At 36.0% G+C, this 23,985-nt stretch carries 18 protein-coding genes; 4 read left to right on the top strand and 14 right to left on the bottom strand.

Annotation, left to right across the window (positions count from 1 at the left end; translation table 11 throughout):
- Nucleotides 1-62: 62 nt before the first annotated feature.
- The 3 genes from LA20249_RS09075 to LA20249_RS09065 are packed head-to-tail and all read right to left on the bottom strand — an operon-like array spanning nt 63 to nt 2,765.
- Entirely contained in the window at nt 63-1,106 is a 1,044-nt protein-coding gene (locus LA20249_RS09075; RefSeq protein ID WP_057738569.1) for a zinc-dependent alcohol dehydrogenase family protein, read from the bottom strand.
- A 39-nt stretch (nt 1,107-1,145) separates the two neighbouring features.
- On the bottom strand, nt 1,146-1,889 hold the full coding sequence (locus LA20249_RS09070; protein WP_057738571.1) for an SDR family oxidoreductase: 744 nt from the start codon (nt 1,887-1,889) through the stop codon (nt 1,146-1,148).
- A 24-nt stretch (nt 1,890-1,913) separates the two neighbouring features.
- A complete protein-coding gene (locus tag LA20249_RS09065; RefSeq protein ID WP_057738573.1) occupies nt 1,914-2,765 on the bottom strand; it encodes an aldo/keto reductase in 852 nt (283 codons plus the stop codon).
- A 211-nt stretch (nt 2,766-2,976) separates the two neighbouring features.
- Between LA20249_RS09065 and LA20249_RS09060 the strand changes: the two genes are divergently transcribed.
- A complete protein-coding gene (locus LA20249_RS09060) occupies nt 2,977-3,657 on the top strand; it encodes a dihydrofolate reductase family protein (protein WP_057738575.1) in 681 nt (226 codons plus the stop codon).
- A 53-nt stretch (nt 3,658-3,710) separates the two neighbouring features.
- Here LA20249_RS09060 and LA20249_RS09055 read toward each other — a convergent pair whose 3' ends face one another.
- From LA20249_RS09055 to LA20249_RS09030, 6 genes are all read right to left on the bottom strand, one after another.
- Nucleotides 3,711-4,358 carry an NAD(P)H-binding protein gene (locus LA20249_RS09055; RefSeq protein WP_057738577.1) on the bottom strand — a complete coding sequence of 216 codons (648 nt, stop codon included), beginning with the start codon at nt 4,356-4,358 and terminating at the stop codon, nt 3,711-3,713.
- Nucleotides 4,359-4,379: 21 nt separating this feature from the next.
- Nucleotides 4,380-5,237, bottom strand: coding sequence for an aldo/keto reductase (locus tag LA20249_RS09050; protein WP_101836898.1), 858 nt, complete (start codon nt 5,235-5,237; stop codon nt 4,380-4,382).
- 173 nt (nt 5,238-5,410) lie between these two features.
- On the bottom strand, nt 5,411-6,004 hold the full coding sequence (locus LA20249_RS09045; RefSeq protein WP_158294594.1) for an alpha/beta hydrolase: 594 nt from the start codon (nt 6,002-6,004) through the stop codon (nt 5,411-5,413).
- Between the two features lie 61 nt (nt 6,005-6,065).
- Nucleotides 6,066-6,524 carry an alpha/beta hydrolase family protein gene (locus LA20249_RS09040; protein WP_057739018.1) on the bottom strand — a complete coding sequence of 153 codons (459 nt, stop codon included), beginning with the start codon at nt 6,522-6,524 and terminating at the stop codon, nt 6,066-6,068.
- A gap of 40 nt (nt 6,525-6,564) precedes the next feature.
- The gene (locus LA20249_RS09035; RefSeq protein WP_057739017.1) at nt 6,565-6,891 is read right to left on the bottom strand and encodes a carboxymuconolactone decarboxylase family protein; all 327 of its coding nucleotides are present in this window, start codon (nt 6,889-6,891) and stop codon (nt 6,565-6,567) included.
- Between the two features lie 21 nt (nt 6,892-6,912).
- Nucleotides 6,913-7,332 carry a cupin domain-containing protein gene (locus tag LA20249_RS09030; protein WP_057739016.1) on the bottom strand — a complete coding sequence of 140 codons (420 nt, stop codon included), beginning with the start codon at nt 7,330-7,332 and terminating at the stop codon, nt 6,913-6,915.
- Nucleotides 7,333-7,677: 345 nt separating this feature from the next.
- Here LA20249_RS09030 and LA20249_RS09025 point away from each other — a divergent pair, with 345 nt between their 5' ends.
- A complete protein-coding gene (locus LA20249_RS09025) occupies nt 7,678-8,124 on the top strand; it encodes a MerR family transcriptional regulator (RefSeq protein ID WP_057739015.1) in 447 nt (148 codons plus the stop codon).
- 47 nt (nt 8,125-8,171) lie between these two features.
- Here the strand turns inward: LA20249_RS09025 and LA20249_RS09020 are convergent, their stop codons facing one another.
- Nucleotides 8,172-9,035, bottom strand: a complete 864-nt coding sequence (locus LA20249_RS09020; RefSeq protein WP_057739014.1) for an aldo/keto reductase — start codon at nt 9,033-9,035, stop codon at nt 8,172-8,174.
- Nucleotides 9,036-9,093: 58 nt separating this feature from the next.
- Nucleotides 9,094-9,951, bottom strand: coding sequence for an aldo/keto reductase (locus LA20249_RS09015; RefSeq protein ID WP_101836897.1), 858 nt, complete (start codon nt 9,949-9,951; stop codon nt 9,094-9,096).
- Nucleotides 9,952-10,069: 118 nt separating this feature from the next.
- On the opposite strand from LA20249_RS09015, the gene LA20249_RS09010 reads away from it, so the two are divergent.
- Complete coding sequence (locus LA20249_RS09010) at nt 10,070-10,936, top strand: LysR family transcriptional regulator (RefSeq protein ID WP_057738915.1); 867 nt, start codon at nt 10,070-10,072, stop codon at nt 10,934-10,936.
- Nucleotides 10,937-11,039: 103 nt separating this feature from the next.
- On the opposite strand, the gene LA20249_RS09005 is transcribed toward LA20249_RS09010, so the two are convergent.
- The 3 genes from LA20249_RS09005 to LA20249_RS11885 form a co-directional block, all read right to left on the bottom strand.
- Nucleotides 11,040-21,248 (bottom strand): hypothetical protein, encoded by a 10,209-nt coding sequence (locus tag LA20249_RS09005; protein ID WP_057738918.1) that lies wholly within the window; start codon nt 21,246-21,248, stop codon nt 11,040-11,042.
- Between the two features lie 290 nt (nt 21,249-21,538).
- A complete protein-coding gene (locus LA20249_RS11890; RefSeq protein WP_235806759.1) occupies nt 21,539-21,838 on the bottom strand; it encodes a dihydrofolate reductase family protein in 300 nt (99 codons plus the stop codon).
- Between the two features lie 39 nt (nt 21,839-21,877).
- Complete coding sequence (locus LA20249_RS11885) at nt 21,878-22,078, bottom strand: dihydrofolate reductase family protein (RefSeq protein WP_235806760.1); 201 nt, start codon at nt 22,076-22,078, stop codon at nt 21,878-21,880.
- Nucleotides 22,079-22,500: 422 nt separating this feature from the next.
- Here LA20249_RS11885 and celB point away from each other — a divergent pair, with 422 nt between their 5' ends.
- Nucleotides 22,501-23,865, top strand: coding sequence for a PTS cellobiose transporter subunit IIC (gene celB / locus LA20249_RS08995; protein WP_057738920.1), 1,365 nt, complete (start codon nt 22,501-22,503; stop codon nt 23,863-23,865).
- Nucleotides 23,866-23,985 lie beyond the last annotated feature (120 nt).

Here is a 23,985-nt window from a genome sequence, read left to right as displayed (position 1 = left end):
CAAAAATAAAAACTTTAACCGACTAAGTTAAAGTTTTTTTATTACTTTAAAATGTGTTTACTTTATTTACCACTAACAATGATCAATGATTTGATAGCAGTTCTTTTATCCATAGCTTCATAAGCTTCTTGAATTTGATCAAGTGTAAATCTCTTAGTGAAGACTTTTCCTGGATTGATCTTGCCACTTAATACCGCATCCAAAAGAACGTTCTTATCGTCTGTTGTAACAGAGGCAACCCCACCACGGAGTCCGATATTCTTCCAGAACAAGTTATTGGTATTCATTTCTGGTTTTTGAGGAACACCAACACGTCCAACAATGGCACCGGGACGTCCAACTTTAACAGCTGTATCAACTGATTGTTCGGTCCCAACACACTCAAGAACAGCGTCAGCACCATTGCCATCAGTTAGCTCCATAACCTTTTCAACAGCCTCATCACCACGTTCTGGGATGATATCAGTAGCCCCGAATTCTTTAGCCAATTTTTGTCTGTCTTCATGACGACTCATAGCAATAATACGTTTTGCACCACGTAATTTAGCTGAGATAACACCAGATAACCCAACAGCACCGTCGCCCATTACAACAACTGTATCGCCGTCTTTAACTTCAGCACTAGAAGCAGCATGATATCCTGTAGCCATAACATCAGCTAAAGCTAAGAAGTTGTTAAGCATATCATCTGAATAGTCTTCTGGTTGACCGGGGATCTTAACTAAAGCCCAGTTAGCATTGATAAATCTCAAGTATTCACCTTGATAACCACCATTGCCACCAGCTTCTTTGTTCATGCAGTCGCCGTCAAATCCTGCTAAACAAGCGGCACAATGACCACAGCCATGTGTGAATGGAGCAATTACAAAGTCGCCGACTTTAACATCTTTAACATCTGCTCCGACTTCTTGAACGATACCAATGGCTTCATGACCGACAGTTGAACCCTTTTCACGTTTAGCAAGACCACGGTACCACCATAAATCTGAACCACAGACACAAGCACGAACAATCTTAATGATTGCATCGGTAGGCTGTTGGATCTTTGGCATATCATAATCTCTAACTTCCATTTTTCCTGGTTCTACAAACGTTGCTGCTTTCATAGCTAAATATCTCCCTCAAATTTTTTGATAAATTTATTTTTAACCTGATTGATTAGTTGGACGAATAACAACTTCATTCCAAGCTGCATCAGCTGGTAGATCAATTGCTTGTTTGATTGTCAAAGCAACACGTTCAACTGGAATACTGTATGCAGCGTAGAACTTCTCCATACCAGCTTTAACTTCGGGATCAGTAACTGAGGATAATAATCCAGTATTGATAGCACCAGGTGAAATAACTGTTACACGAACATTGTTCTTAGCATCGACCATTTCTTGGCGAAGTGATTCACTAATAGCACGAACAGCATATTTTGTAGCTGAGTAAACGGCACTACCTTGGTGAGCTTGGTGTCCAGCAACTGATGAAACATTGATGATATGACCAGACTTTTGTTTGTCCATATAAGGGATAGCGGCACCAATACCGTACAAAGTACCTTTGATGTTGATATCAATCATGTTGTTCCAATCTTGAATCTTCTTTTCAGATAAAACAGATTGTGGCATGATTCCGGCATTATTGATCCAAACATCAATTCTGCCAAATTTGTCGATAGCTAATTTAGCTAATGATTCTACTTGATCGTCATCAGTAACATCAGTTGATTGATAGACAGCTTCGCCACCTAATTTATCAATATTCTCAGCAATTTCTTTTAATACATTTTCGCGACGGGCACCTAAAACTAATTTAGCGCCATCTTTAGCTAATAACTCAGCACTGGCTTTACCAATACCACTTGATGCTCCGGTAATTACGATTACTTTTGATTCACTCATATATAAACCTCTTCTATATTATTATTATTTTTCAGTACTAAAATCTAATTTCATATTGGCATAACGTTCTTCTGCTTCAGCTGATGGTGTGTAGTAACGAATATTCTTCTTAATAGCAGCAATTTGTGCCATTTCTTCATCAGTTAAAGTGAAATCAAAAATATTATGGTTATCCTTGATATGATCAGGATTAGTTGAACCAGGAATTACAATAAAGCCCATTTGTGTGTGCCAGCGCAAAATAATCTGTGCACTAGACTTACCATATTTTTGACCCAATTGAGCAAAGACTGGTTCATTGATCAAACTCTTATCACCATGACCTAATGGATACCAAGCCATCAATCTTGTTCCAAATGGTTTCAAAACCTTTCTAACTTCATCTTCGGTAAAGTAAGGATGAGCTTCTGATTGAATAACTTGTGGTTTGATCTCTGCATTGTCCAAAAGTTGCTGCAATTTTTCACCTTGGAAATTAGAAATTCCAATAGCTTTAACTTTGCCATCCTTATAGGCTTTTTCGAGTTGCTTGTAACCACTTAAGAAGTCACCAGCTGGTTGATGTAAGAACATCAAATCAACATAATCAGTTCCTAAACGTTTCAAAGAATCATCAACTGCATTCTCGTCAGTATAAACACTAGGCCATAATTTAGTACTCAAGAAAATGTCAGAACGATTAACACCAGAGCGCTTGATTCCACGACCAACACCTGTTTCATTCATATAACCATTGGCTGTATCGATCAAACGATAGCCATCCTTTAATGCATCAACGACTGCTTGTTCAGCAGCATCAACTGGCATTTGAAAAGTACCGATTCCCATAGCAGGAATCTCTACACCGTTATTTAAGTTAAAAGTTTCTTCTGTCATATTAATTTTTCCTCGATTTTCTAATCGTAATAAATTTCTCTGTTTGCTTACTTGATGAGTTCATTGTATAGCCATCGGACTCACTTGAAAATTACTACATAAACATGCTAGCTTGCTTCAAGCGTATACTTAGCTTCTTTGGTTTTAAGTCTTGACCTCAAGTTTACTTTAAGGATTAAACTAAAAATAATTATCTTATTGGAGGAAACTCATGAATAAACCATATATTATTTGTCACATGATGGTCTCACTCGATGGTCGAATTGACTGTGATATGACTGAACAACTTAGAGGAACTGTCAATTATTATCCAACCTTACAAAGTATTGAAGCTCCAACAACCTTGAGTGGTCGTGTTACTGCCGAAACTGAATTGTCTCATGCTGGTAGATTTGAATCTCAGCATTCTGAACCACTGGGGCAGGAAGATTTCGCCAAGAATTCTGATGCCAAAGGTTACGAAGTGATTGTCGATACCAAAGGTGTCTTACTTTGGGAAGATGACCTAAATGCTAAAAAGCCACATTTAATCATCACTAGTGAACAAGTCAAAAAAGACTATTTAGCTTATCTTGATCAAAATCATATTTCTTGGATTGCCACTGGAAAAACCAAAATTGATCTAAATAGAGCCGTTGAGATTCTGGCTGACAAATTTGATGTAGAACGAATGGCTATCGTTGGTGGTGGACATATCAACGGATCGTTTCTGGATGCCGGTCTTACTGATGAGATTAGTCTCGTTATTGGTGCTGGAGTCGACGGTCGTGCAAACATGCCAGCCGTATTTGATGGTCGACCAAAAGGTCGTAAACCAGTTCCCTTAACTTTAAAGAATGTACAACAACTTGATAACAATGCCGTTTGGCTACGCTATTCAGTTCAAAACTAACAATGAATTTAGAAATATAAAATAGTCTTGCAAAAATGCAAGGCTATTTTTGATTAATATACGGGTCTAGTTTCACCTTGTGTATCAGGATCGGCGATTCCAACACTATCATTAGCTAAGTATTTAGGATCATTGATGATCTTAACAATCACATCAGCCATACTTTGACGTGATCCAGAAACACCAACATATTTTTCATCTTTATGTGTAATTGAATACTTAACTTCATCACGATCATTCAACCATGGGAAACGTAAGGTAGTATATGAAATACCTGATTCTGATAGAAGTTTATCGGCATTAATTGCAGCTGGTAAGCCACTCTTAACTTGATTGTAGTTCCATTGACCATATTCACCAGGAACTTCATTATAGATTCCAAGTAAACTAGTCTCGATAATCCGTGGAACGTTATTTTCCTTGGCAGCTTTCACAACGTTTTTAGTAATGATGTTGTCAGAAGTGTGATCAACTGTTGATACATACACAATATCTTGACCCTTTGATGCATTGTTTACATCATCATAATTAGCAATATCACCATCAATAATTGTGACATTCTTTTCATCCTTCAATGAATCAAGACGTCCACTATTACGTAAGAACAATGTCAATTCAACATCTGGTTGTTCCTTTAAGAGACGTTTTTCAACAATTCTTGCTACTTGACCATTAGCGCCTAAAATTAATACTTTTGTCATAATATAAATTCCTCCGAAAAATTATTTTAATTGAGCCAAACTTGAACCAAAGACTTGTTCAATCGTTGCTGGGTCACGGTGATCAAAGAATTGGCTTTCTTTTTTATCTAATGTTGCCATAGTCTTCATATCGTCATCTGATAGTTCAAAATCAAAAACATTCATATTCTCTTCCATGCGATTCTTATGAACTGACTTAGGAATAACGACGATACCTCGTTGTAGTAACCATCTCAAAATCACTTGACCATTACTCTTATCATATTTCTTACCAATAGAAGCAATTGTTTCATTAGTAAAGATGTCATGCTTACCTTCAGCAAATGGTGCCCAAGCTTCAACTTGAATATCCTCGCCTTGAGCAAATTTAACTTCACTCTTTTCTTGCATCCAAGGACTAGTTTCAATTTGATTAATTACTGGCTTGATCTCACTTGAAAGTTCCAAATTCTTTAATTGATCAGGGTAAAAGTTTGAAACACCGATGGCACGAATTTTTCCAGCTTTATAAGCTTCACTCATCGCACGCCATGCTCCAGCTACATCACCATATGGTTGATGTAATAAATAAAGATCTATATAATCAACATCTAAATTCTTTAATGATGTTTCAATACCAGCCTTAGCTCTCTCATAATTTGCGTCTGAAACCCAAAGCTTTGAAGTAATGAATAGATCTTTTCTATCAACACCACTTCTTTTGATTGCACGACCAACGGCTTCTTCATTTTGATAAGCTGCAGCAGTATCAATCAATCTATAGCCTGAAGCAATTGCATCGACAACTGCTTGTTCACATTGATTTAAATCTGTTACTTGAAAAACTCCAAATCCTAATTGTGGCATTTCAATGCCGTTATTTAATTTAACTGTTTGCATTTTTTCCTCTTTGCTTACTTGATGAATTCATTGTATAGCCGAAATGGTAACTTGAAAATTACTACCTAAGCATGCTGCTATACGTCTGATGTATAGTGATTAATTATATTTCCATCTTAATTTCAAAAGGAATTGATTCTAATCGGATCAATCCCTTTTGAAAATCTCTTCATCTAGATATTCTTTTGCAAGAATTCCGTAATATTTTCAATTGCCGTTGGAACATAATCTTCCCCATCATATAAATCAAAATGACGAGCTTTAGGGATAATAACTAGTTTCTTATTTTCACTTCCAGCATTTTTAAACATTACTTCAGCTCCTGGACGTGTAAAAGCATTTTCACCACAAATCATCAAATATGGTTGTTTCAAATCTTTAACAATTTCTGTTGGATGGAATTCTTGCCAATCAAGTTGTGACCATGAGACAAATTCAACTCGGTTAACAGCAGCACCACGCTTGTAATCAAAATAATACTCTGCACCTTCTGATCCACGCCAAAAGTCCCAAGCAGGTACCTTTGATGGTTCTGATGGAATATTATCTCCAAAGTACACGACAATTGGTTTCTTAATTAGAGAAACATAATCATCATCTGAAACTGGAATCCCCTCAATTGCCATTGGATATTTTGTCACGATTTTTTCTGGTACTTCCTCCTTAGGAAAGACAAAAGCACCTGGTTCAATTGCGATAATAGCAGTAACATCATCACTTGCTGAACCAATCATCCAACCCGGAACTCCGCCTTGTGAGTGTGTCATTAAGACGGATGGTCCAGATTTCTTTAATGCTTCGACCGCGGTTGAAGTAATAAGGGGAAAATCAATTTCTCCGGTATCTGGGGTCATCTGTCGGAAATTGAGCATTTTTCATAAACTTAGGCCATAGTCCGAGTCTGAATTGAGTGAACCAATTTAAATCGTCAGGTTGTGCACTGAGAGTCATGGGAACGGATGATTGACCCGCTTCACCACGACGCGGTTGATCAATTAAGTAAACGCCATATCCTTTCTTCAAGAATATATCTGAAAATCCAGGACGCCCGTCTGGAGTACTCATGTAACTAACTCTTGATTGGCCATATCCTGGTAAAAACATAATGTTATGTCCATTACCCTTACTTGGTAACTGATAAAAAACATTAGCATGATCTGAATGTCTTATTTGACCTTCTGGTGACATCTGACCTTTGATCGGATCAAAAGTTCCATCAGCCTTTTGAACCGTACCCCCAGCTGAATAAAAACCTTGTTTTTTAATCTCTAAGTTTTCATCTGACATACATTCATTCCTCCATAAATAAGCAATAATTTATTAAAAGTTATTTTTTGTCAGCGTATACTTCCTTGGCCAAGTTGAATGCACTCCAAGCCTTAGGCCATCCACAATAAAATCCCAATTGTGTAATAATCTCAACTATTTCGTCCTTAGTAATACCATGAGCTTTTCCCATTACTAAATGACTCTTTAATTGTTCAAAATTTCCTGCTGACATAAGTGCTGCAATAGTAATCATGCTTCTATCATGTGCGGAAAGTTTATCTTCTCTGGACCAAACTTCACCAAATAAAACATCATCATTAAAATGAGCAAACTCAGGAGCAAAATCTCCCAAATTGTCGCGACCTGCTGTAATTTTATCTGCCATAATATTTATCCTCTTCTGTTTTTATTCTGGTAATTTGTCGTAATCTGCATCAGAAACTGGCTCTAACCATTCTGTAGTTCCCTTAGTAATTGCTAAATGCGAGAACCATGAATTCTTTTTTGCTCCATGCCAATGCTTGACGCCTTCCTTAAATACTGCGACGTCACCAGGTTTCAAGCTTCTAGGCTTTTCGCCTTCAATTTGAGACCAACCTTCACCTTGAGTAACTAATATGATTTGATAGCCATCATGATGAATATGCCAATTATTACGAACTCCGGGTTCAAAGTTAACATTGGCAACATTAAAATCAATATTGTCTTCAGACTGAACTAGTCCTTGAGCATAACTGTTACCTGAAAAGTACTTACCATAGGCTTCATTCAAAGCACCGAAGCCAAATATATTATTATTTTTTACTTCGTCCTCATATTTTGACAAATGAATATCCTCCCTTTATGTAATCGGCTTCATATTAAGCCTTAAACCACGCTTCAAGGCAAATTTTATGGACTTAAATTGTCATTATATATATATTTATTTATACTTTTATTCGCATTATATTTTTATCAGCTATAATTTAATCAAATTTTAGTAAAATTAAACTAGCTCTGATGATATCTATAAATCTTTTGATTTTTAAAATATTGTTAAAATATATTTGCAGCAGTCAATACATCAAGATTACATAGTAACGTGGAAACTTTATTTCTTATTATAAGAATTATGCTATATTTGAAATAAATAGAAATATTTGGAAAATTCTAAACAAGGGAGCACGGTCACTTGGCACTTACAATTCAAGAAGCAGCTGAACATGTCGGATTAACTCAATCCGCTATCCGATATTATGATAGAAAGGGGCTTTTGCCCCATGTAAAGCGAGATAAATATAACAATCGTATTTTTAGCGAAGACGATTTGATCTGGATCAAATTAGTTAAAGCTCTTCGTGAAAATGACATGCCCATTGAAATGGTAAAGGAATATGTTACTTTGACTGCTCAGGGCCGTCAATCACTTAAAACCCGTTTTGAATTAATGACCACATATCAAAAACAGCTTGAAGAAAAATTAGATCGTGATCAAGCTAATTACATCACTATCAATCGTTGGATAAATCATTTCATCAAAGTATTAAATGACAACGATTTAAGCGAATTTCCTAAAAACGTTGATAAAAATTTTCCCGAAAGTATCAAAAAAACACTACGATTTGATGAAGATAAATAAAAAAGTTTCAATGAATTATATTGTTCATTGAAACTTTTTTGATAGCATTATTCATCTGTGTTTAATTGGGAGAATGCGTCAAAAAACTCTCTAACTTCCTTAGCAGTCTCACGATTACCCGCAACCGTTTTACCCTGCTCAAGCTCGCCTATAGAATTCATTTCATCATTATTCAGCTCAAAATCAAAAATGTCCAAATTTTCCTTCATTCTTGAAATGTGACTAGTTTTTGGTATTGCTGCAATACCGCGCTGCATTAGCCAACGAAGAACTACCTGTCCAACGCTTTTCCCATGATTCTTAGCAATCTTAATTAACGTCTGATCTGTAAATATGCCAAATTGACCGGCAGCAAACGGTGACCAAGCAATTTGTAGAATATTCTCTGATTTCAAAAAATCGGTTTCTGCTTGTCGTTGATAGAACGGATGTGTTTCCAATAAATTAACTTGCGGTTTTATTTTGTTAAATTCAATAAAGTCGGCTAACCGATCTTGACGGAAATTATCTACACCTAGTGCTCTAATTTTTCCTGCTTCATAAAGTTCTTCCATGGCACGCCATGCACCATAGTAATCATTATAAGGTTGATGAATAGTGTACAGGTCAATATAATCCAAGCCTAAACGACGTAAAGAATTATTAAGACCTCTTTTGGCACCTTCATAATTCGTATCTGTAATCCAAAGTTTAGTTGAGATAAATAATTCTTTTCTATCTATTCCAGACCGTTTGATTCCACGACCAACTGCTGCTTCATTTTGATAAGCCGTAGCCGTATCAATAAAACGATAACCAGCTTTAATTGCTTGATAGACTGCTTCCTCACACTCAGTTGGATCATTTATACGAAAGACACCTAATCCAAGCATTGGTATCTTAACACCATTGTTTAAAGTTTTAAATTCCATCTATTCTCCTCTTTACAACCACTTGATTTTTAATTAAAAACCAATAATGGACTCATAATTATTTCAATTGAGCCAAACTTGAGCCAAAGATTTGTTCAATCGTTGTTGGATCGCGATGATCGAAGAATTGACTTTCTTTCTTATCTAAAGTTGCCATAGTCTTCATATCGTCATCTGATAGTTCAAAATCAAAGACATCCATATTTTCTTCCATACGATTTCTATGAACCGACTTAGGAATAACGACGATACCACGTTGTAGTAACCATCTTAAAATGACTTGACCATTTTTCTTACCATACTTCTTAGCAATAGAAGCAATTGTTTCATTAGTGAAGATGTCATGTTTACCTTCGGCGAACGGTGCCCAAGCTTCTACTTGGATATCTTCGTCTTGGTTGAACTTAACTTCGTCAATTTGTTGATACCAAGGACTAACTTCAATTTGGTTAAGAACTGGTTTAACTTCACTTGATAATTCAAGATTTTTAACTTGATCAGCATAAAAGTTAGAAACACCGATAGCGCGGATTTTACCTGCTTTATAAGCTTCACTCATCGCACGCCATGCTCCAGCTACATCACCATATGGTTGATGCATCAAATACAAATCAAGATAATCCGTATCCAATTTTTCCAAAGAAGTATCGATAGCTTTCTTAGCTCTGTCATAGTTGGCGTCTGAAACCCAAAGCTTTGATGTTAAGAAAATATCCTTTCTATCAACACCACTCTTTTTAATTGCACGCCCAACAGCTTCTTCATTTTGATAAGCTGCAGCAGTATCAATCAAACGATACCCCGCTTGCAAAGCATTCAATACTGCATCCTCGCATTCCTTGAGATCAGTAACTTGGAAAACTCCAAATCCTAATTGTGGCATTTCAATTCCATTATTTAATTTGACTGTTTGCATCTTCACTTGCCTCCGCATTTCTTTTTAACAGTGCTTATACTATACCGATTGTTATTGTTTGAAAATTACTAGATAGACATGGTAGTATACGTTCAAAACATACTGTGAGGTAACCCATTTGATAGATAATTATTTATTAGAGGAACTCGTAACTTTCAAAAAATATGGTACCTTAGCCGCTACAGCTGAAGAATTGATGGTCACACAACCGACTGTGACTCGTGGAATGCAAAAATTGGAAGATGAATTAGGCGTGAAAATTTTTGATCGTCAACCTAATCGAATCTCCTTAACTAAAACTGGTGAATTAGCCGCAACTGAAGCAAAAAAAGTACTCGATACGAACCAACAATTCTTTGATACGGTTAGAAATTTTGATTTCAGCCACCGTGTCATCAAGGTAGCTTCTGTTGTGCCAGGCCCCTTAATTCTTCTCAGAAACATGAAGAGTTTAGCTAAGAATGTTGAAGTTAATAACAATCTATTCTCAACTGATGCCATCTCACAAAACCTAATTGAAAACAACTATTCAATGATCATCACTAATCAGGAATTTGAAACACCAGCAATTGAATCTCTTTACATTGGAACGGAAAAATTATCAGTCAATCTGGATAAATTTATGGCGATAGCTAGTTTAAATTCCGTTACTTTCCAGCAATTAAAAGGATTAAGTTTTATTGTTTTAACTGACATTGGTATTTGGAAAGACATTATCCAACAAGAAATCCCTGACGCCAAATTCCTCTACCAGGCTCAGCGTGACGCTTTCTCTGAAATTACCCAATATTCTAATTTCCCCTACTTTAGTACTAACATTTCTAAAATAGATCAATCTCTGGATGAATCTGACGATCGAGTCCAAATCCCTATCAGTGACGAGGCTGCCTCAATGGATCTCTATGTCACTTACCTTAAAGAAAGAAAATCTCAATTAAAGCCATTGGTAAAGGAAATAACCGATTCTTGGAATAAATTACAATAAAAACAATGGACCAAGGTAATCAAATTACGATTGCCTTGGTCCATTGTTTTATTGTTTGAAAGCTGACTATGTTATGTCGTGCTCTCTGATTTTATTATTAAATTTAATACCATGCATAAATATTGAAATGGACTCCCTTAACTGCTTTGATCCATTCATCTTTACCAACATGATAATAAAGACTACCATCTGAATCTTCTGCTTGATAATCAGCCTTCCAAGATGTCTCCTTAGCTAATGAATAATCCTCTATCAATTGATTTTCTTTCGAATACAATTTATAAACTGTACTTGTTCTATCCAAATTGATAATTCCATTAACTTTGCTGGCATTCTTGAATACTCCGGTGGCAACGGGTTCTTCGTAGAAGACGTAATTTGCGTCAACCCATTCTCCTGTTGCTACTCGGTATTGTCTTACACCTTCCTTATTAGTCCGATACTCATCTGTTTTCCAAGACGTATCTTCTGCCAAAGAACGTTTACTAATTATTTTATTAGCTTGATTGTTCAAAGCATACGTCTCTTGAGCAGTCTTTGTCGTAATAATTCCATTGATATTAGTGTAAATCCAATTATCCTCATCTGCTGTCCCTTGGCTAAAGACGACATCGTTAACATCAATCCATTCACCTGTTGCTACTCGATACTGTCTTACACCTTCGTGATTACTCCGATATAGATCAGTCTTCCAAGCAGAATTCTTAGCTAATTTACGATTATTGATAGGATTATTAGTATGGCTATCCAGTTGATATGAATCTCGATTGTTCTTAGTTGTGACAACACCTTTGATTGAACTATAAGTCCAGTCGTCAGTAACTTCTTGGTCAAAGACGACATCACTGGCATCGATCCATTCGTCTGTTGCTACCCGATATTGTCTTACGCCCTTCTTATTAGTCCGATATTGATCAGTCTTCCAAGCAGTGTTCTCTATTAAAGCTCGATTGACAATCTCTTCGTTATTCTGATTGTTCAAAGTATATTCTGAATAATTTGATTCAGTTGTGACAACACCCTTAATTGGTGTGTAGGTCCAATCATCATTACTCTCATTTTCACTTGAACCTGAACCAGTTCCAGAAGAACTAGAATTTCCACCAGTAGTAGAACCGGAGTTTCCTCCAGTACTGCCACCAGTTGAACTAGCAGGATTTACTGTAATGACTCGAATAAAGGTTACTTCATTATTATCTTTATCAACAGCAGTATCTCCGCCAAAATCATAGGCATTAACTCCATTGTCGACTAGTGAAACTGTAACTCTTTGATAGTAAGAACCAGTTCTAGTAAACTTATTGTTCTTATCAACGTCTTTATTAGGATTGCTTTGGTTCTCAGCGTCTGATTTAGTACTATAAATATTTGAATCAAAGCTAATTCCACCGTCGGCAACGATTGTATGTCCATCTTTTCCAACAATATAAATATCTTCCGGATTGTTCAACTCAGAATCAGTTGTTAAGACATCACTTTCGACCGTCGCATTATTAATTTTATAAATGGCTGAACTAGTCGTGGCCTTAATCTTTTGAACAAATGTCACACTGTTATCAGCTAAATTATACTTGCCGCCAATTTTGTCGAAGTCATCAGCACTACCAGCATTAGCCACTAAGTAAAACTTAACAGTTCTAAAGTAATTGCCTGCTTTCAAAATTCTAACACCAGAAGCATCTTTAGCTGGTTTGGTTAGATCTTTATCAGTAAAGTATTGCTTGCCAAGAACTATACCCTTGGTTGGATCAACTAAAGAACCCTTAGAATTCGTCAAAGTGTAATTATCTGTACTTGTCAAAGCAGGATTATCTTTCGTATTAACAGCTACATTCAAATCCAGATTGGAAACATTGATTTGCTCCTGATCAGGTTCAACGACAACCGTTTGAACATAAGATACCGTATCTTTTCCAAGATGTGCATCAGTTCCAAATGTATTGTTATTAATATCTGCCGGATTGACCCTGAAAGTAATCGCACGATAATAAGTTCCAGCCGTTGTAAATTTACCAGGCTTAGTACCCTTAAAGACATCATTATAGTTTGTGAAATAGTCAGTCCCAAAAGTAACATCTTGAGCAATATTTTTACCAGCTTGATCAAATAGCTGATTGCCCGACTTATCATTCAAGCCATCGCCATTACCCGTCGTAGTTCTAGCCACAGCAATATTTGGAGTAGCTAATGAACTATTTTGAACATTAATTTGTTGTGCAAAGCTGATTGAACCATCTTCATTTATTCGTACATTAGGATTATTCAGAACATAATCTTTGGCAAAATCAGGATTGTCCGTCTTAAAGGTGATTACACGATAGAAAGTACCCTTAACAAAGGCGCCATCAATTGCTCCCGTAGTAATTGCGGTCGTATTCTTATTCAAGGCTCCATCAACACTAGAGTAAAAGGTATTATCAACCGTCGCCGTTCCCAAGGATTTACCAGCACTATCAGTCAACTTAAAGGAATCAGTATTAGTTACGTTGTCAGCGTTTATTGAAGTGCCTACATTAACTGTCAATGGATCAACTGTGACAGTAATTGTATTAGCACCAACTACAACAGCCTGTACAAACGAAACCGTCTTATTTTTCATGTCAACTTGAGCATCTGGACCAAAATTATTCGCATCCAGCTCAGCAGATGTGAGATGGAAAATAATCTCACGGTAGTACGTATCAGCCTTAGTAAAATTACCCTCCGAATCAACATTAGATGTTGTCTTAATGCCAGACTCAAAGACATCACTTGCTCGGTCATAATATTTACTGCCATAAGAAACAGTAACGTCAGATATTTTTTGACCATTTTGGTCATAAAGTTCATTTTCAGAAGCTGTGTCACTTACTTTGTTATCGCCAACATTAGCTTTTCCAACACTGACATTATATTTAGAAGCAGCTTTATTTTTAACATTTACTGGCTGTGCATAGACAGCAACATGTTCGTCAATTACTTTGACATTATCATCTGATACTACGTAATCCTTAGCAAAATCAGAATCCAAGTTAAAGTAAATCAAACGATAGTAATTACCTTCATTCAGATAATCACCACTGACAGCCCCACTATCTACATCAGAACTATCCTGATTTAAGGCTCCTTTAAGAGACTTGTAGTACGTTGTTCCAACGTGATCAAACTCAGCTCCAGTTAACGTGTAGTCTTGGTCCCCAGCAATCACGGAAACCTTCGTCTTAGCGGAAACATTAATTGGATCCACTGAAGCCGTTGCAGAAATCGAACCTACAGTAATCTTTTGCGCAAAGGTAACTTCATTTCCATCGACCGAATAATCTGTACCTTCAGTTCCATTAAACGTATAAGAACTAGCTGGATTGTTTAATTCAAACGTAATTGTTCGGTAATATGTACCCGGTTTGTTTAAAGTATCACCTAAGGCCGAAACATTTTCTATTGCATCTTCTGGACTACTATAGTATTCATCCCCTGTTTTAATTCCCCCATTAGTCATAATTGATCCTTTGCCATTATTTATAGTTAAATCATTCGTGCCTAGTGTAACATCAGATACTTTGTCACCAACTTTACCTGTGACATTAGCAATCTTTTCATTAACCGCACTAACTCCTACATTGATCTGTTGGATATAAGTTATAGTCGTACCATCTTTAGAAATAATTGGTTCAACATCATTAACCATATCCGTGAAGTCATGATTAGCAGCATCGTCATTTAGTGTAATCGTTACTCTCCGATAATAGGTTTGACCCGCACTAGGAAAACTAGTCTCCATCACTTTCTTAGAAGTGTTACCCATCAAAGCATCGTTTACACTGTTATAAATTACCGTATCAGCAGTAATCTTATTAATCAAGGTACTTGTAGTACTGTTATCAATCAATTCAATTCCATCAACATTATTATCAATTGAGGAAACTTCAGTTCCAACATTAACGTTAATATCTGGAATAGTTGCTGTAGTTGGGTTAGCTGAAGCTGTCACTGATTGAACATAAGTAATTGTCTTATTGTCAGCACCAATGACATAATCCTCTCCAGCTTTACCAGCAAAGCTATATTGATCAACAGGATTCTTCAAGGTAAAAGTAATCGTCCGGTAATAAGTTTGCGGTTTAGTAAATTTATTATCTTTAACACCAAGTGATTTTGCCGTATCGCTTTCAGTAACAGAACTTAAAGCAGCAGCTGCACTGTCATAGTAATCCGTTCCAACTTTTTTACCACCATTAGCAATGATCGAATTATCATTTTGATCGAATAACTGATCAGTCGAAGTTTCCTTGACATCGCCAGTAGTACTGCCCACTTTAATCGCTTGTAGAGGTGAAATATCACTTGTAACAGTACTCTTATTAACCGTAATCGCTTGTACAAAGGTAATCGAATTACCATCCTTTGTAGAGCCAACACCGTTTACCAAGTCAGTGAAAGTATAGTTATTAGCATCATCTTTTAACTTGAAAGTAATCCTGCGATAATAAGTTTCACCCGCAGTTGTGAAATTAGTACCTACGTTTACTGCCTTACTTGTGTCACCCTTCAAAGCATCTGCAGCACTGGAGTAATAATTAGTATCAAATGATATTCCATTATTTTCGACCAATGAATTATTATCGCTATCAATTAAACCGTCACCAGCCGTATCACTAATATTTGTCGAATCTCCAACATTAACGTTGAGATTTTTCACATTAACGGTTGTCGTGTTAGGAGTGACATTAACTTTTTGAACAAAGCTTACTGTATTATTTGTCTTATCAATATTTTTAACGTCAGTTCCATTGAAGTCAGTCACATCACCCACACCATCTTTCAAATGGAAAATGATTTCACGATAATAAGTTCCAGCTTTAGTAAATTTACCATCCGAAGAAGTGATATTTACAGCACTATCAGCGGATAAATCATCTTTACTATAGTAATTAGAATCGAAACTAATGCTTTGATAAATTGGAGTCTTATTTCCAGAATCATCTGTGACGTAAAGATTATTCTTATCAGCTTGTTCAGAATTAATTACCAGACCATTTAAACTGCCTTGTGCATCAAAAATATCAACACTAGCAGGATTATCTTCAACGTTGATTTCCTGAGCCAAAGTAATCTTATTTCCAGATAAGCTGTACGAACCAGCTGGTAAATTACTGAAATCATAATTACTTGTGTCACTCTTCAACGTGAAAGTGACTGTCCGATAGAACGTCTGATTTTTCAAGAACTTATGATTTACTTGATCTACACCAGCTGATGGAGTTGCTGTAGCAGGTGATAAAGCAGATTTCACATCATCATAATAGTTGCCAAATTGAATACCATCAGCACTCACGATTGAACCGCCAGCACTAGTCAAGCCATAATCAGCTTGTTCATCAAAGCTAGTTGTCAAAGCACCTGTATTAGTAATAACTCTAGGTACCTCAACTAAAGTAGAATTAGCTTTAACATTAACCTTTTGAACATATTCAACAGTATTTCCATCGACTTTCCCATTGCCAAAAGCGTAACCACTAGCGTCAAGTCCATCTTTCAATGAGAATTTGATAATGCGATAATAACTACCTGCGTTAGTAAAGTTGGTTCCATCAGTAACACTTGAAACAGGTTGAACTTGACCAGACAAAACATCGGCTATTTTATCAGAAGAATCATAATAATCAGTGCCATAAGAAATACCGTTATCGGCTACGATTGATTGATTATTAACCATCAAATCGTTATTTCCGTTCTCTGAGCTGCTAATTAAACTACCATTTTGAACAGTTTCCGTAGAAATATTTGGTACAACAGTTGAAGTATTCACAATTACAGGTTGGGCAAAGGTTACCGTATTACTATTAGTATCAACAACATAATCGCTACCTGCTATGCCTTCAAAACTATAGTCGCTGATAGGATTATTTAAAGCGAAAGTAATTCTACGATAGACCTTCCCATTGTTTTTAAAGGTTGTTCCTAGACTATTATTGTTACTTACAGCATCACTTGCACTAGCAAAGTATTCACCGCCAGTACTTGTCTTGGACGTATCTACAATCGATTCGTCATTTGCGGTTAAGTCATTATCCCCAGAAGGTGCAGAGGTGACAGCACTTCCTACACTTGCGGAAACCGTATCAATCTTTTCGGAAACAGGGTTTGCAACGACGTTGACCTTTTGAATGTAAAGGACAATTTCATTTCCCTCTCCATCAGATTGAGTCATTCCTGTAGATCCGTTAATAAGATCATCGAAACTATAATTTGGTACATCTGAATTATATAATCCAACTAAACGATAATAAGTTCCAGGTTTTGTAAAAGCACTCCCTTCAAAGGGGGTTAATGTACCAATATTATCTGCAGAAATTTCATTAGTATCATAGTACCTAGGCGTTAATTCAGAACTAATTATTCTAGGATAGGCACCAATCTGATCTGAACTTGGTATTGGCTTACCAGTATCATTAGATATAATACTGATGCCATCAAAATCATTATCTATAGTAGATATTGGAACACCTACACCAATGGTTATATCTGGTACCGTTGCTGTCGTTGCACTCTTTGAAACAGTGACCTTCACAGCATAGGTTATTGTATTATTAGTTGAATCAACGACATAGTCGACGCCTTCTGTACCACTAAGTTTATAATTATTCACATTAGAAACAGTAAACGTTAATGGATAATAATAATCTCGGGCCTTGGTAAAAATAGTAAGATCGGCCTCCGAAGCCGGATCCGGTTTTTGATTCAGAATTGGATTAGATTCTTTAAGCGCATCTTCAGCACTATTATAAAAAGCATATTTAGGAATTATATCTGAATTTTGCAAATTTTCATTATTATTCATTAAATACCCGATAGGAATTCCTCTAACAAGTGCAGTACCTAACTTAACTGGTTGATAATCTACTTTTAACGTTGTTGACACAGGATTTACATGCACTTCTTGAATATAAGATACCGTATTCCTGCCGATTATTGCGTAATAGCCATTAATTTTTTCATTCGTAAAATCATAATCATTTGTATAATCATGATTAGTGAGATCACCAGGCTTAGATACATTAAAAGTAATCCTACGATAATAAGTTGTATCCGCATTTAAATCATTATAATCTAGATACCCGATTTCATTTTCATATGCGTCTTCAGCACTAGCATAAAATTCATTTTTACCCGCAGTAGTCCCTATGGACTTACCAGTAGTACTATCGACTAATGACAGCTCTCCAGTATTAGTTACATCGCTATATTGTACTGATCCATATGTTAAGGTTAGAGGCGGAATTTGAGCTGTTACTGTAGGACCAGTAACAACAATTGGTTGAGCAAAAGTAATTAGTCTTCCCTTTACGCCATCTTCACCCAGTACATAATCTGTACCTTCTGTACCATTAAATGTATAAGAATCTACTGATCCAAATACTTTAAAAGTTATTGTTCGAAAATATGTTTGGCTCTTTAGAAAAACAGGACTATATCCATTACCTGAAACATATTTAGATTCAGGAACCTCTTTTCCGGTGTATGAATCAAGGGCATCTTGAGCAGTATCATAATATTTAAAGCCGTATTCCAATTGATCCGATGAAGCTACCTCATTTTTACCAATTGTTAAACTATCGTTATCACCAAAAATTGGAGTGCTGTCACCCATAGTCACTTTAATTGTTTCAATACTCTCCGCCACTAGTGGACTTTTAGTAACATTAATTTCTTGCATATAGGTAAGTTCTTTCCCGTCACTACTAATAACAGGTGCTATGCCGTTTACTGATTGAAAATTATAGTTGCTTACTTCTAACCCATCATATTTGTCGCCCAATTCAAACGTTAACTCACGATAGTAATCTCCAGGTGTTTTAATATCAGAAATTTTTTTATAACTAATTGGGTTGGTTTTATTTTTAGCATTGGCTTCGCCATTATAATAATTACTTCCAGAAGATACTCGAGCATTTATCAAATATTCTGAACCAACTTTTAAATCATAATTAGGTCCTATGGGATTATCCATTCCAACTTGGTAAGAAATATTGGGCACTGTTGCCTCAACATCAACTTTATTCACCACAATAGTCTGCACAAACGTCACACTATTATCATCTGAGGCAACCACATTTTTATCAAAATCAAGCGTACTGCTATCCTGATTTAAATAAAATGTCACTGTACGATAATAAGTTCCCACCGAATTCAAACCATTAGTCGACTCGGTTGTTAATTCATCGTCAGTGTAATATTTATCGCCAAAACTGATACCATTGGTTCCTTTAGTGGTATCTATTAATGAAGAAATTGTCGAATCAGTATCAGTCAACGTATCGTTATCAGTGCCAGTTAATTTTGCTTTATCAGTATTATTTATAGCCCCAGGTCCAACAGAGATGGTGTCTAGGTCAACGCTTACTTGAGTCTTCGGTGCTGGAGCAATATGCACTTTTTGTACATAGGTAACAGTGTTGTTGCCCACATCATCAGTACTCAACTTATAGGTAGTATCATCTGTACCAAACGAGTTAGTATCGACCACTCCATCAATTAAATTGAAGGTAATTGTTCTTAAGTAATCACCCGATTTAGCGAAGTTTCCATTTGTATCTACCACACCACTTGTCGGCGTTCCAGTATTATTTAGAACTTCACTATTAAGTACGTTAGAATATGTTGCGTTTGAATTATAAAAATCTGAATCATATTTATAATAATTAGTGCCAAAACTGATACCACTGTAATCACCCTTAGTCGTGTCTACCAATGATCCATTTGGATTAGTTAAAGTATTTTCGTTCGCTGTTTTATCGGTATTTTCACCAGTTACATCCGTAGAACTATTAGAACTACCTACTGTTGTATTTGGAGATAAAACATTTTTTGTAACCGTATTATTTACATTTACAGCTTGAACATAAGTAACGGTATTATTAGTAGTATCTTTAGATAGATTGCCTTCAAAATCAATTCCTTCAATACTCGTTAAGTAGAATGTTACTCTACGATAATAAGTTCCCGTCTTAGTAAATTTACCATCGACTACACTGTCAGCTGGCTTAGTAGTCTTATCATCGTTATAGTATGTGTCGCCTAGCTCTACCTTATTGACACTAATTGGATTACCTAAATCATTTACCAATATATCATTAGTACTATCGGTTAAGCTGGTATCATTAGTTTCTGAATTAAGGTTAACAACCAGATTGCTATTTAATTTAGCTGTGGCAGTTCCTGAGACGGTAATTGGTCTGGCAACTGTTAATGTTTTAGCTGTTTTATTTAGAACGTAATCAGTCCCATCGTTTGCGGAAACTTTACTACCATTTATATATGTTGGAAAAGCGCTTTCTGTACCTGCAATCATATTATCAATTGTTTTGTCTTTGCCATTATCTAAATTATACGAAATAGTTTGATAATAAGTTCCTGCTTTTGCTAGTTTGCCACTAGAATCTAAAGCATCTGTAGCATCCCCACTATCACCAGAAGAAGGATCAAAACTAGAAGATTTGGCATACGTTAAAGCACTTTGTTTAGAGTTAAACAAACTCTTTCCATAAATAGGCGTTCTTGACATATCACTAGAATTATCAGTGCTACTAGAATAATTGTCAGTAATTAATAAACTATTATTTCCACTCGTCAAAGCTGAATCTGTCATTGTTGAACCCATAAAGACAGTTGGAACAGATTGATCTTGCTTGATGTCCATCCTACTTGAACTAATTGTGAAAGAAAATGTAGTCAAACTAGGATCCACGCCTTGAAGTGAAGGTGGATCGTAATTTCCATCATTAGAATTCGTACTTTGAACTAGGTGAATAGTTACTGTAATTGGCAAAGCAACTTTTCCACTCGAAATGTTATCAGCTAAAGTTGATAAATCTTCACTACTTGCTGTATTCTCTGGAGTTGTACTACCTGCTCCGGTGATAGAAATATAACCTAAAATATCACGATAATAATAATCGGAAGCAGAATCTTCAAAGTAATTACCTGGTAATAATTTACTTTGATCTTTTAACTTGGCTAAAGCAGCATCATTTTGAATATCATGAATGTGTTTAGGATCATCTTTGTTAAAATACAAAAAATTCTTATATGAATCGCCCGATAATGTCTTCAATGCTTGGACTAAGGTATCGGGGTCTGCAATATAACGATTATCGAATTGGCTCTTGAATGCTGTTAACATTTGCGTAGGCGTTGCATTATCATTTTTAATTGGACTAGCCCATGCATAAGCGTCCTCTGTAGGTTCTAACATGGGAACAATTACAGGTGCCCCAGCTGCGAGCAAGGCCACTGCAACCGCACTGCCAATATATTTCACATTTTTCTTCATAGCTAAAAAACCCCTCTCCGGACTTTAAAACACAAAGTTAATCCCTATCACTACATAATGTATATATACCTTGATTTTAGCACTTTAAAAAAATAAAATTATCCATTTTTAATTCAAAATTAATAATTGGCAAAGAAATAAAGAGCGAAAAATAACATGGTCAGTTTCGAACATTAAGGCAAATGGGCCAAGGCAATCGTACTTCGATTACCTTGGCCCATTTATTTTTCGCATTTACACTATAAATTAGCTAATAAATTATTACATCTTAAACTCTATTTCTTTATTTATTATTTCACGTACTCTAAATAAACAATTTCATTAATTTTTTTCACAGAAGCTAGATTCAATTCTTTAAACTGCACCTGATTAGAAAACAAAGGAATTCCTTTTCCCAAAACGATTGGAACTATCCCGATATGATAAATATCAATCAAATCAGCGTTTACCAGTGGAGCAATCACGTTACTTCCTCCGATAATCCAGATATCGCCATGCGAAGATTCTCTTTTCAATTTCTCAACTACCTCAGCTACTTTGCCATTAATGAAGTGAATATTGTCTTCATCTGGTAAGGGACGAGTGGTCATAATATAATTCTCATAGTCTGCATAGGGATAATTATTGGGCTACATGTCATTGACCACCTGATTATATGTGTGACGTCCCATAACAACTGTATCGACTCTTCTTGATAATTTCTCATATTCTCGATCAACCGCATTGCCAGTTGAAAACTTTGAATTCCACGAGAAATCAATTTTTCCCTTTTCATTGGCAATATAGCCGTCCAATGTTTGGGTAATAAACAAGATAACTTTTCGTGCCATTGTTTAACCCCCCGATTTATTTTCCTACCATTATATATCCTTGACGATAAAAGTGGGTAAATAATTATTAAAGATAATACAAAAAGTCTTACCAGTTCGAATTACCTTATAAATTATCGTATCAATCTACCAAGTTAACTGTTATACTTAAGTTGATACAGCATTTATAGATAACTATTCTCGGTTATCTTGTATCCGGAAAAGTGTTGGGTGTGGTCACCTAGCACTTTTTTTGTGGCTCAATTTATCATTATGGGGTATACCAATTTCTTTCAAAAAGTGTTTCGAATGAGTCTTGACATCTTGGTACTATTGGAGTATAGAGATTATTTTTATTTAATCTTTTTATAAAAGTGGTTCTTTTTTGTAAGCGTTTGTATTAAAATTGAAATCGTATTCAATTTGAAAGAGGGGTATTTTTTATGGCAAATGAGGAGTCAAGCACCTTCAAGGATAAGCTGATCAACATTGCCGGTAAATTTGCTGGTTCTAGATTTGTTAGAGCCATCATGGATGCTGGTTATAGTGTCATCCCATTCTCAATCATTGGTGCTATTTTCTTAATTTTAACTGTTTTACCACAAGCATTCCCAATTCCTGGGTTTGCCGCATTATACGCACATAGTTTAGGACGTTTTACGAACTTATTCCAAGTTATTTATAATGCCACAATGGGTATTTTAGCCCTAGTCTTTGCGGGTCAATTCACTTTCTCTTATACTAAGATCTATCAACAAGAGGAAAAATTGGCTCTGGTTCCTATCAATGCCTTGTTCATGTTTATGATGGCATTCTTTATCACTGTTCCACAATTAATTTGGAAGAGTGGTACTATTCAATTCCAACAATCACTAAATCCTAATAACATTATCGGAGCTGGTATTGCCGTATCAACTTCAGGTATTACTAGAATTGCCTCTGTTGGTATCTTTACTGGTTTAGTTGTTGGTTGGATTACAGTTCAAATTTATCGCTTCACTGTAAAACACAACTGGCAAATCAAAATGCCAGACTCAGTTCCAGCTGGTGTTTCGAACTCATTCAGTTCATTGATTCCAGGATTATGCGTGGCTGTCGTAATCGCTGCTATCAACTTGGCTTTGGTTTTTGCCGGAACCGATATCTTCAAGTTACTATTCATTCCATTCTCATTTATTAGTGATATTACTAATACTTGGTGGGGATTCTTGATCATCATCTTCTTGATCCACTTCCTATGGTGGTTCGGTGTTCATGGTTCAACAATCATGAGTTCATTCTACACACCAATCGTCTTAGCAAATATGGCTGCTAACGTTAAAGGAGCTAACAACTTCTTCGCTGGTGACCCACTAAACGGATTCGTTATTATCGGTGGTGCTGGTGCTACATTAGGTTTGGCTATTTGGCTAGCAACTTGTGCTAAATCAGTTCAATTGAAGGAAATTGGTAAAGTTGAAGTTGTTCCAGCTATCTTCAATATCAATGAACCAATTCTCTTCGGTCTACCTATCGTTTATAACGTTGATTTGATGATTCCATTTATCGCTGCACCATTAGCTTCAGGACTAGTAAGTTACTTCGCTATTACTTTGAAGTTAGTTCCTAAGATCATTACTCAACAACCATGGCCTACACCAGTTGGTTTGAGTGGATTTATCGGAACAGCTAGTTGGAAAGGTGCTGTCCTTTCTATCGTCTGCGCTATCGTTGCCTTCCTTGTTTGGTATCCATTTATCAAACGTTACGACAAGAGATTGCTCAAACAAGAACAAGAAGCCGGCGGTTCAGCTGAATCAGCTGCTTAATAATAAAAAATATTTAGGATATAATTTATCCATCTAAAAGAGACCAGTGTGATAATCAAAAATGATTGTCACACTGGTCTCTTTAAAATGGTATAATTAATTTGATACTTCAAACAAAGG

The sequence above is a fragment of the Companilactobacillus alimentarius DSM 20249 genome, assembly GCF_002849895.1.
Lineage (GTDB): Bacteria > Bacillota > Bacilli > Lactobacillales > Lactobacillaceae > Companilactobacillus > Companilactobacillus alimentarius.
Note: the sequence above shows the minus strand (reverse complement) of the source record. Positions and strands in the feature narration are given on the sequence as shown.

Excerpts from the sequence above, each read along its gene's own strand:
- LA20249_RS09005 (WP_057738918.1), bottom strand. The coding sequence starts at position 21,248 with ATGAAGAAAAATGTGAAATATATTGGCAGTGCGGTTGCAGTGGCCTTG.
- celB (WP_057738920.1), top strand. The coding sequence starts at position 22,501 with ATGGCAAATGAGGAGTCAAGCACCTTCAAGGATAAGCTGATCAACATT.
- LA20249_RS09050 (WP_101836898.1), bottom strand. The coding sequence starts at position 5,237 with ATGCAAACAGTTAAATTAAATAACGGCATTGAAATGCCACAATTAGGA.
- LA20249_RS09070 (WP_057738571.1), bottom strand. The coding sequence starts at position 1,889 with ATGAGTGAATCAAAAGTAATCGTAATTACCGGAGCATCAAGTGGTATT.
- LA20249_RS09035 (WP_057739017.1), bottom strand. The coding sequence starts at position 6,891 with ATGGCAGATAAAATTACAGCAGGTCGCGACAATTTGGGAGATTTTGCT.
- LA20249_RS09015 (WP_101836897.1), bottom strand. The coding sequence starts at position 9,951 with ATGCAAACAGTCAAATTAAATAATGGAATTGAAATGCCACAATTAGGA.
- LA20249_RS09045 (WP_158294594.1), bottom strand. The coding sequence starts at position 6,004 with ATGACACACTCACAAGGCGGAGTTCCGGGTTGGATGATTGGTTCAGCA.
- LA20249_RS09055 (WP_057738577.1), bottom strand. The coding sequence starts at position 4,358 with ATGACAAAAGTATTAATTTTAGGCGCTAATGGTCAAGTAGCAAGAATT.
- LA20249_RS11890 (WP_235806759.1), bottom strand. The coding sequence starts at position 21,838 with ATGACCACTCGTCCCTTACCAGATGAAGACAATATTCACTTCATTAAT.
- LA20249_RS09060 (WP_057738575.1), top strand. The coding sequence starts at position 2,977 with ATGAATAAACCATATATTATTTGTCACATGATGGTCTCACTCGATGGT.
- LA20249_RS11885 (WP_235806760.1), bottom strand. The coding sequence starts at position 22,078 with ATGGCACGAAAAGTTATCTTGTTTATTACCCAAACATTGGACGGCTAT.
- LA20249_RS09020 (WP_057739014.1), bottom strand. The coding sequence starts at position 9,035 with ATGGAATTTAAAACTTTAAACAATGGTGTTAAGATACCAATGCTTGGA.
- LA20249_RS09040 (WP_057739018.1), bottom strand. The coding sequence starts at position 6,524 with ATGTCAGATGAAAACTTAGAGATTAAAAAACAAGGTTTTTATTCAGCT.
- LA20249_RS09075 (WP_057738569.1), bottom strand. The coding sequence starts at position 1,106 with ATGAAAGCAGCAACGTTTGTAGAACCAGGAAAAATGGAAGTTAGAGAT.
- LA20249_RS09065 (WP_057738573.1), bottom strand. The coding sequence starts at position 2,765 with ATGACAGAAGAAACTTTTAACTTAAATAACGGTGTAGAGATTCCTGCT.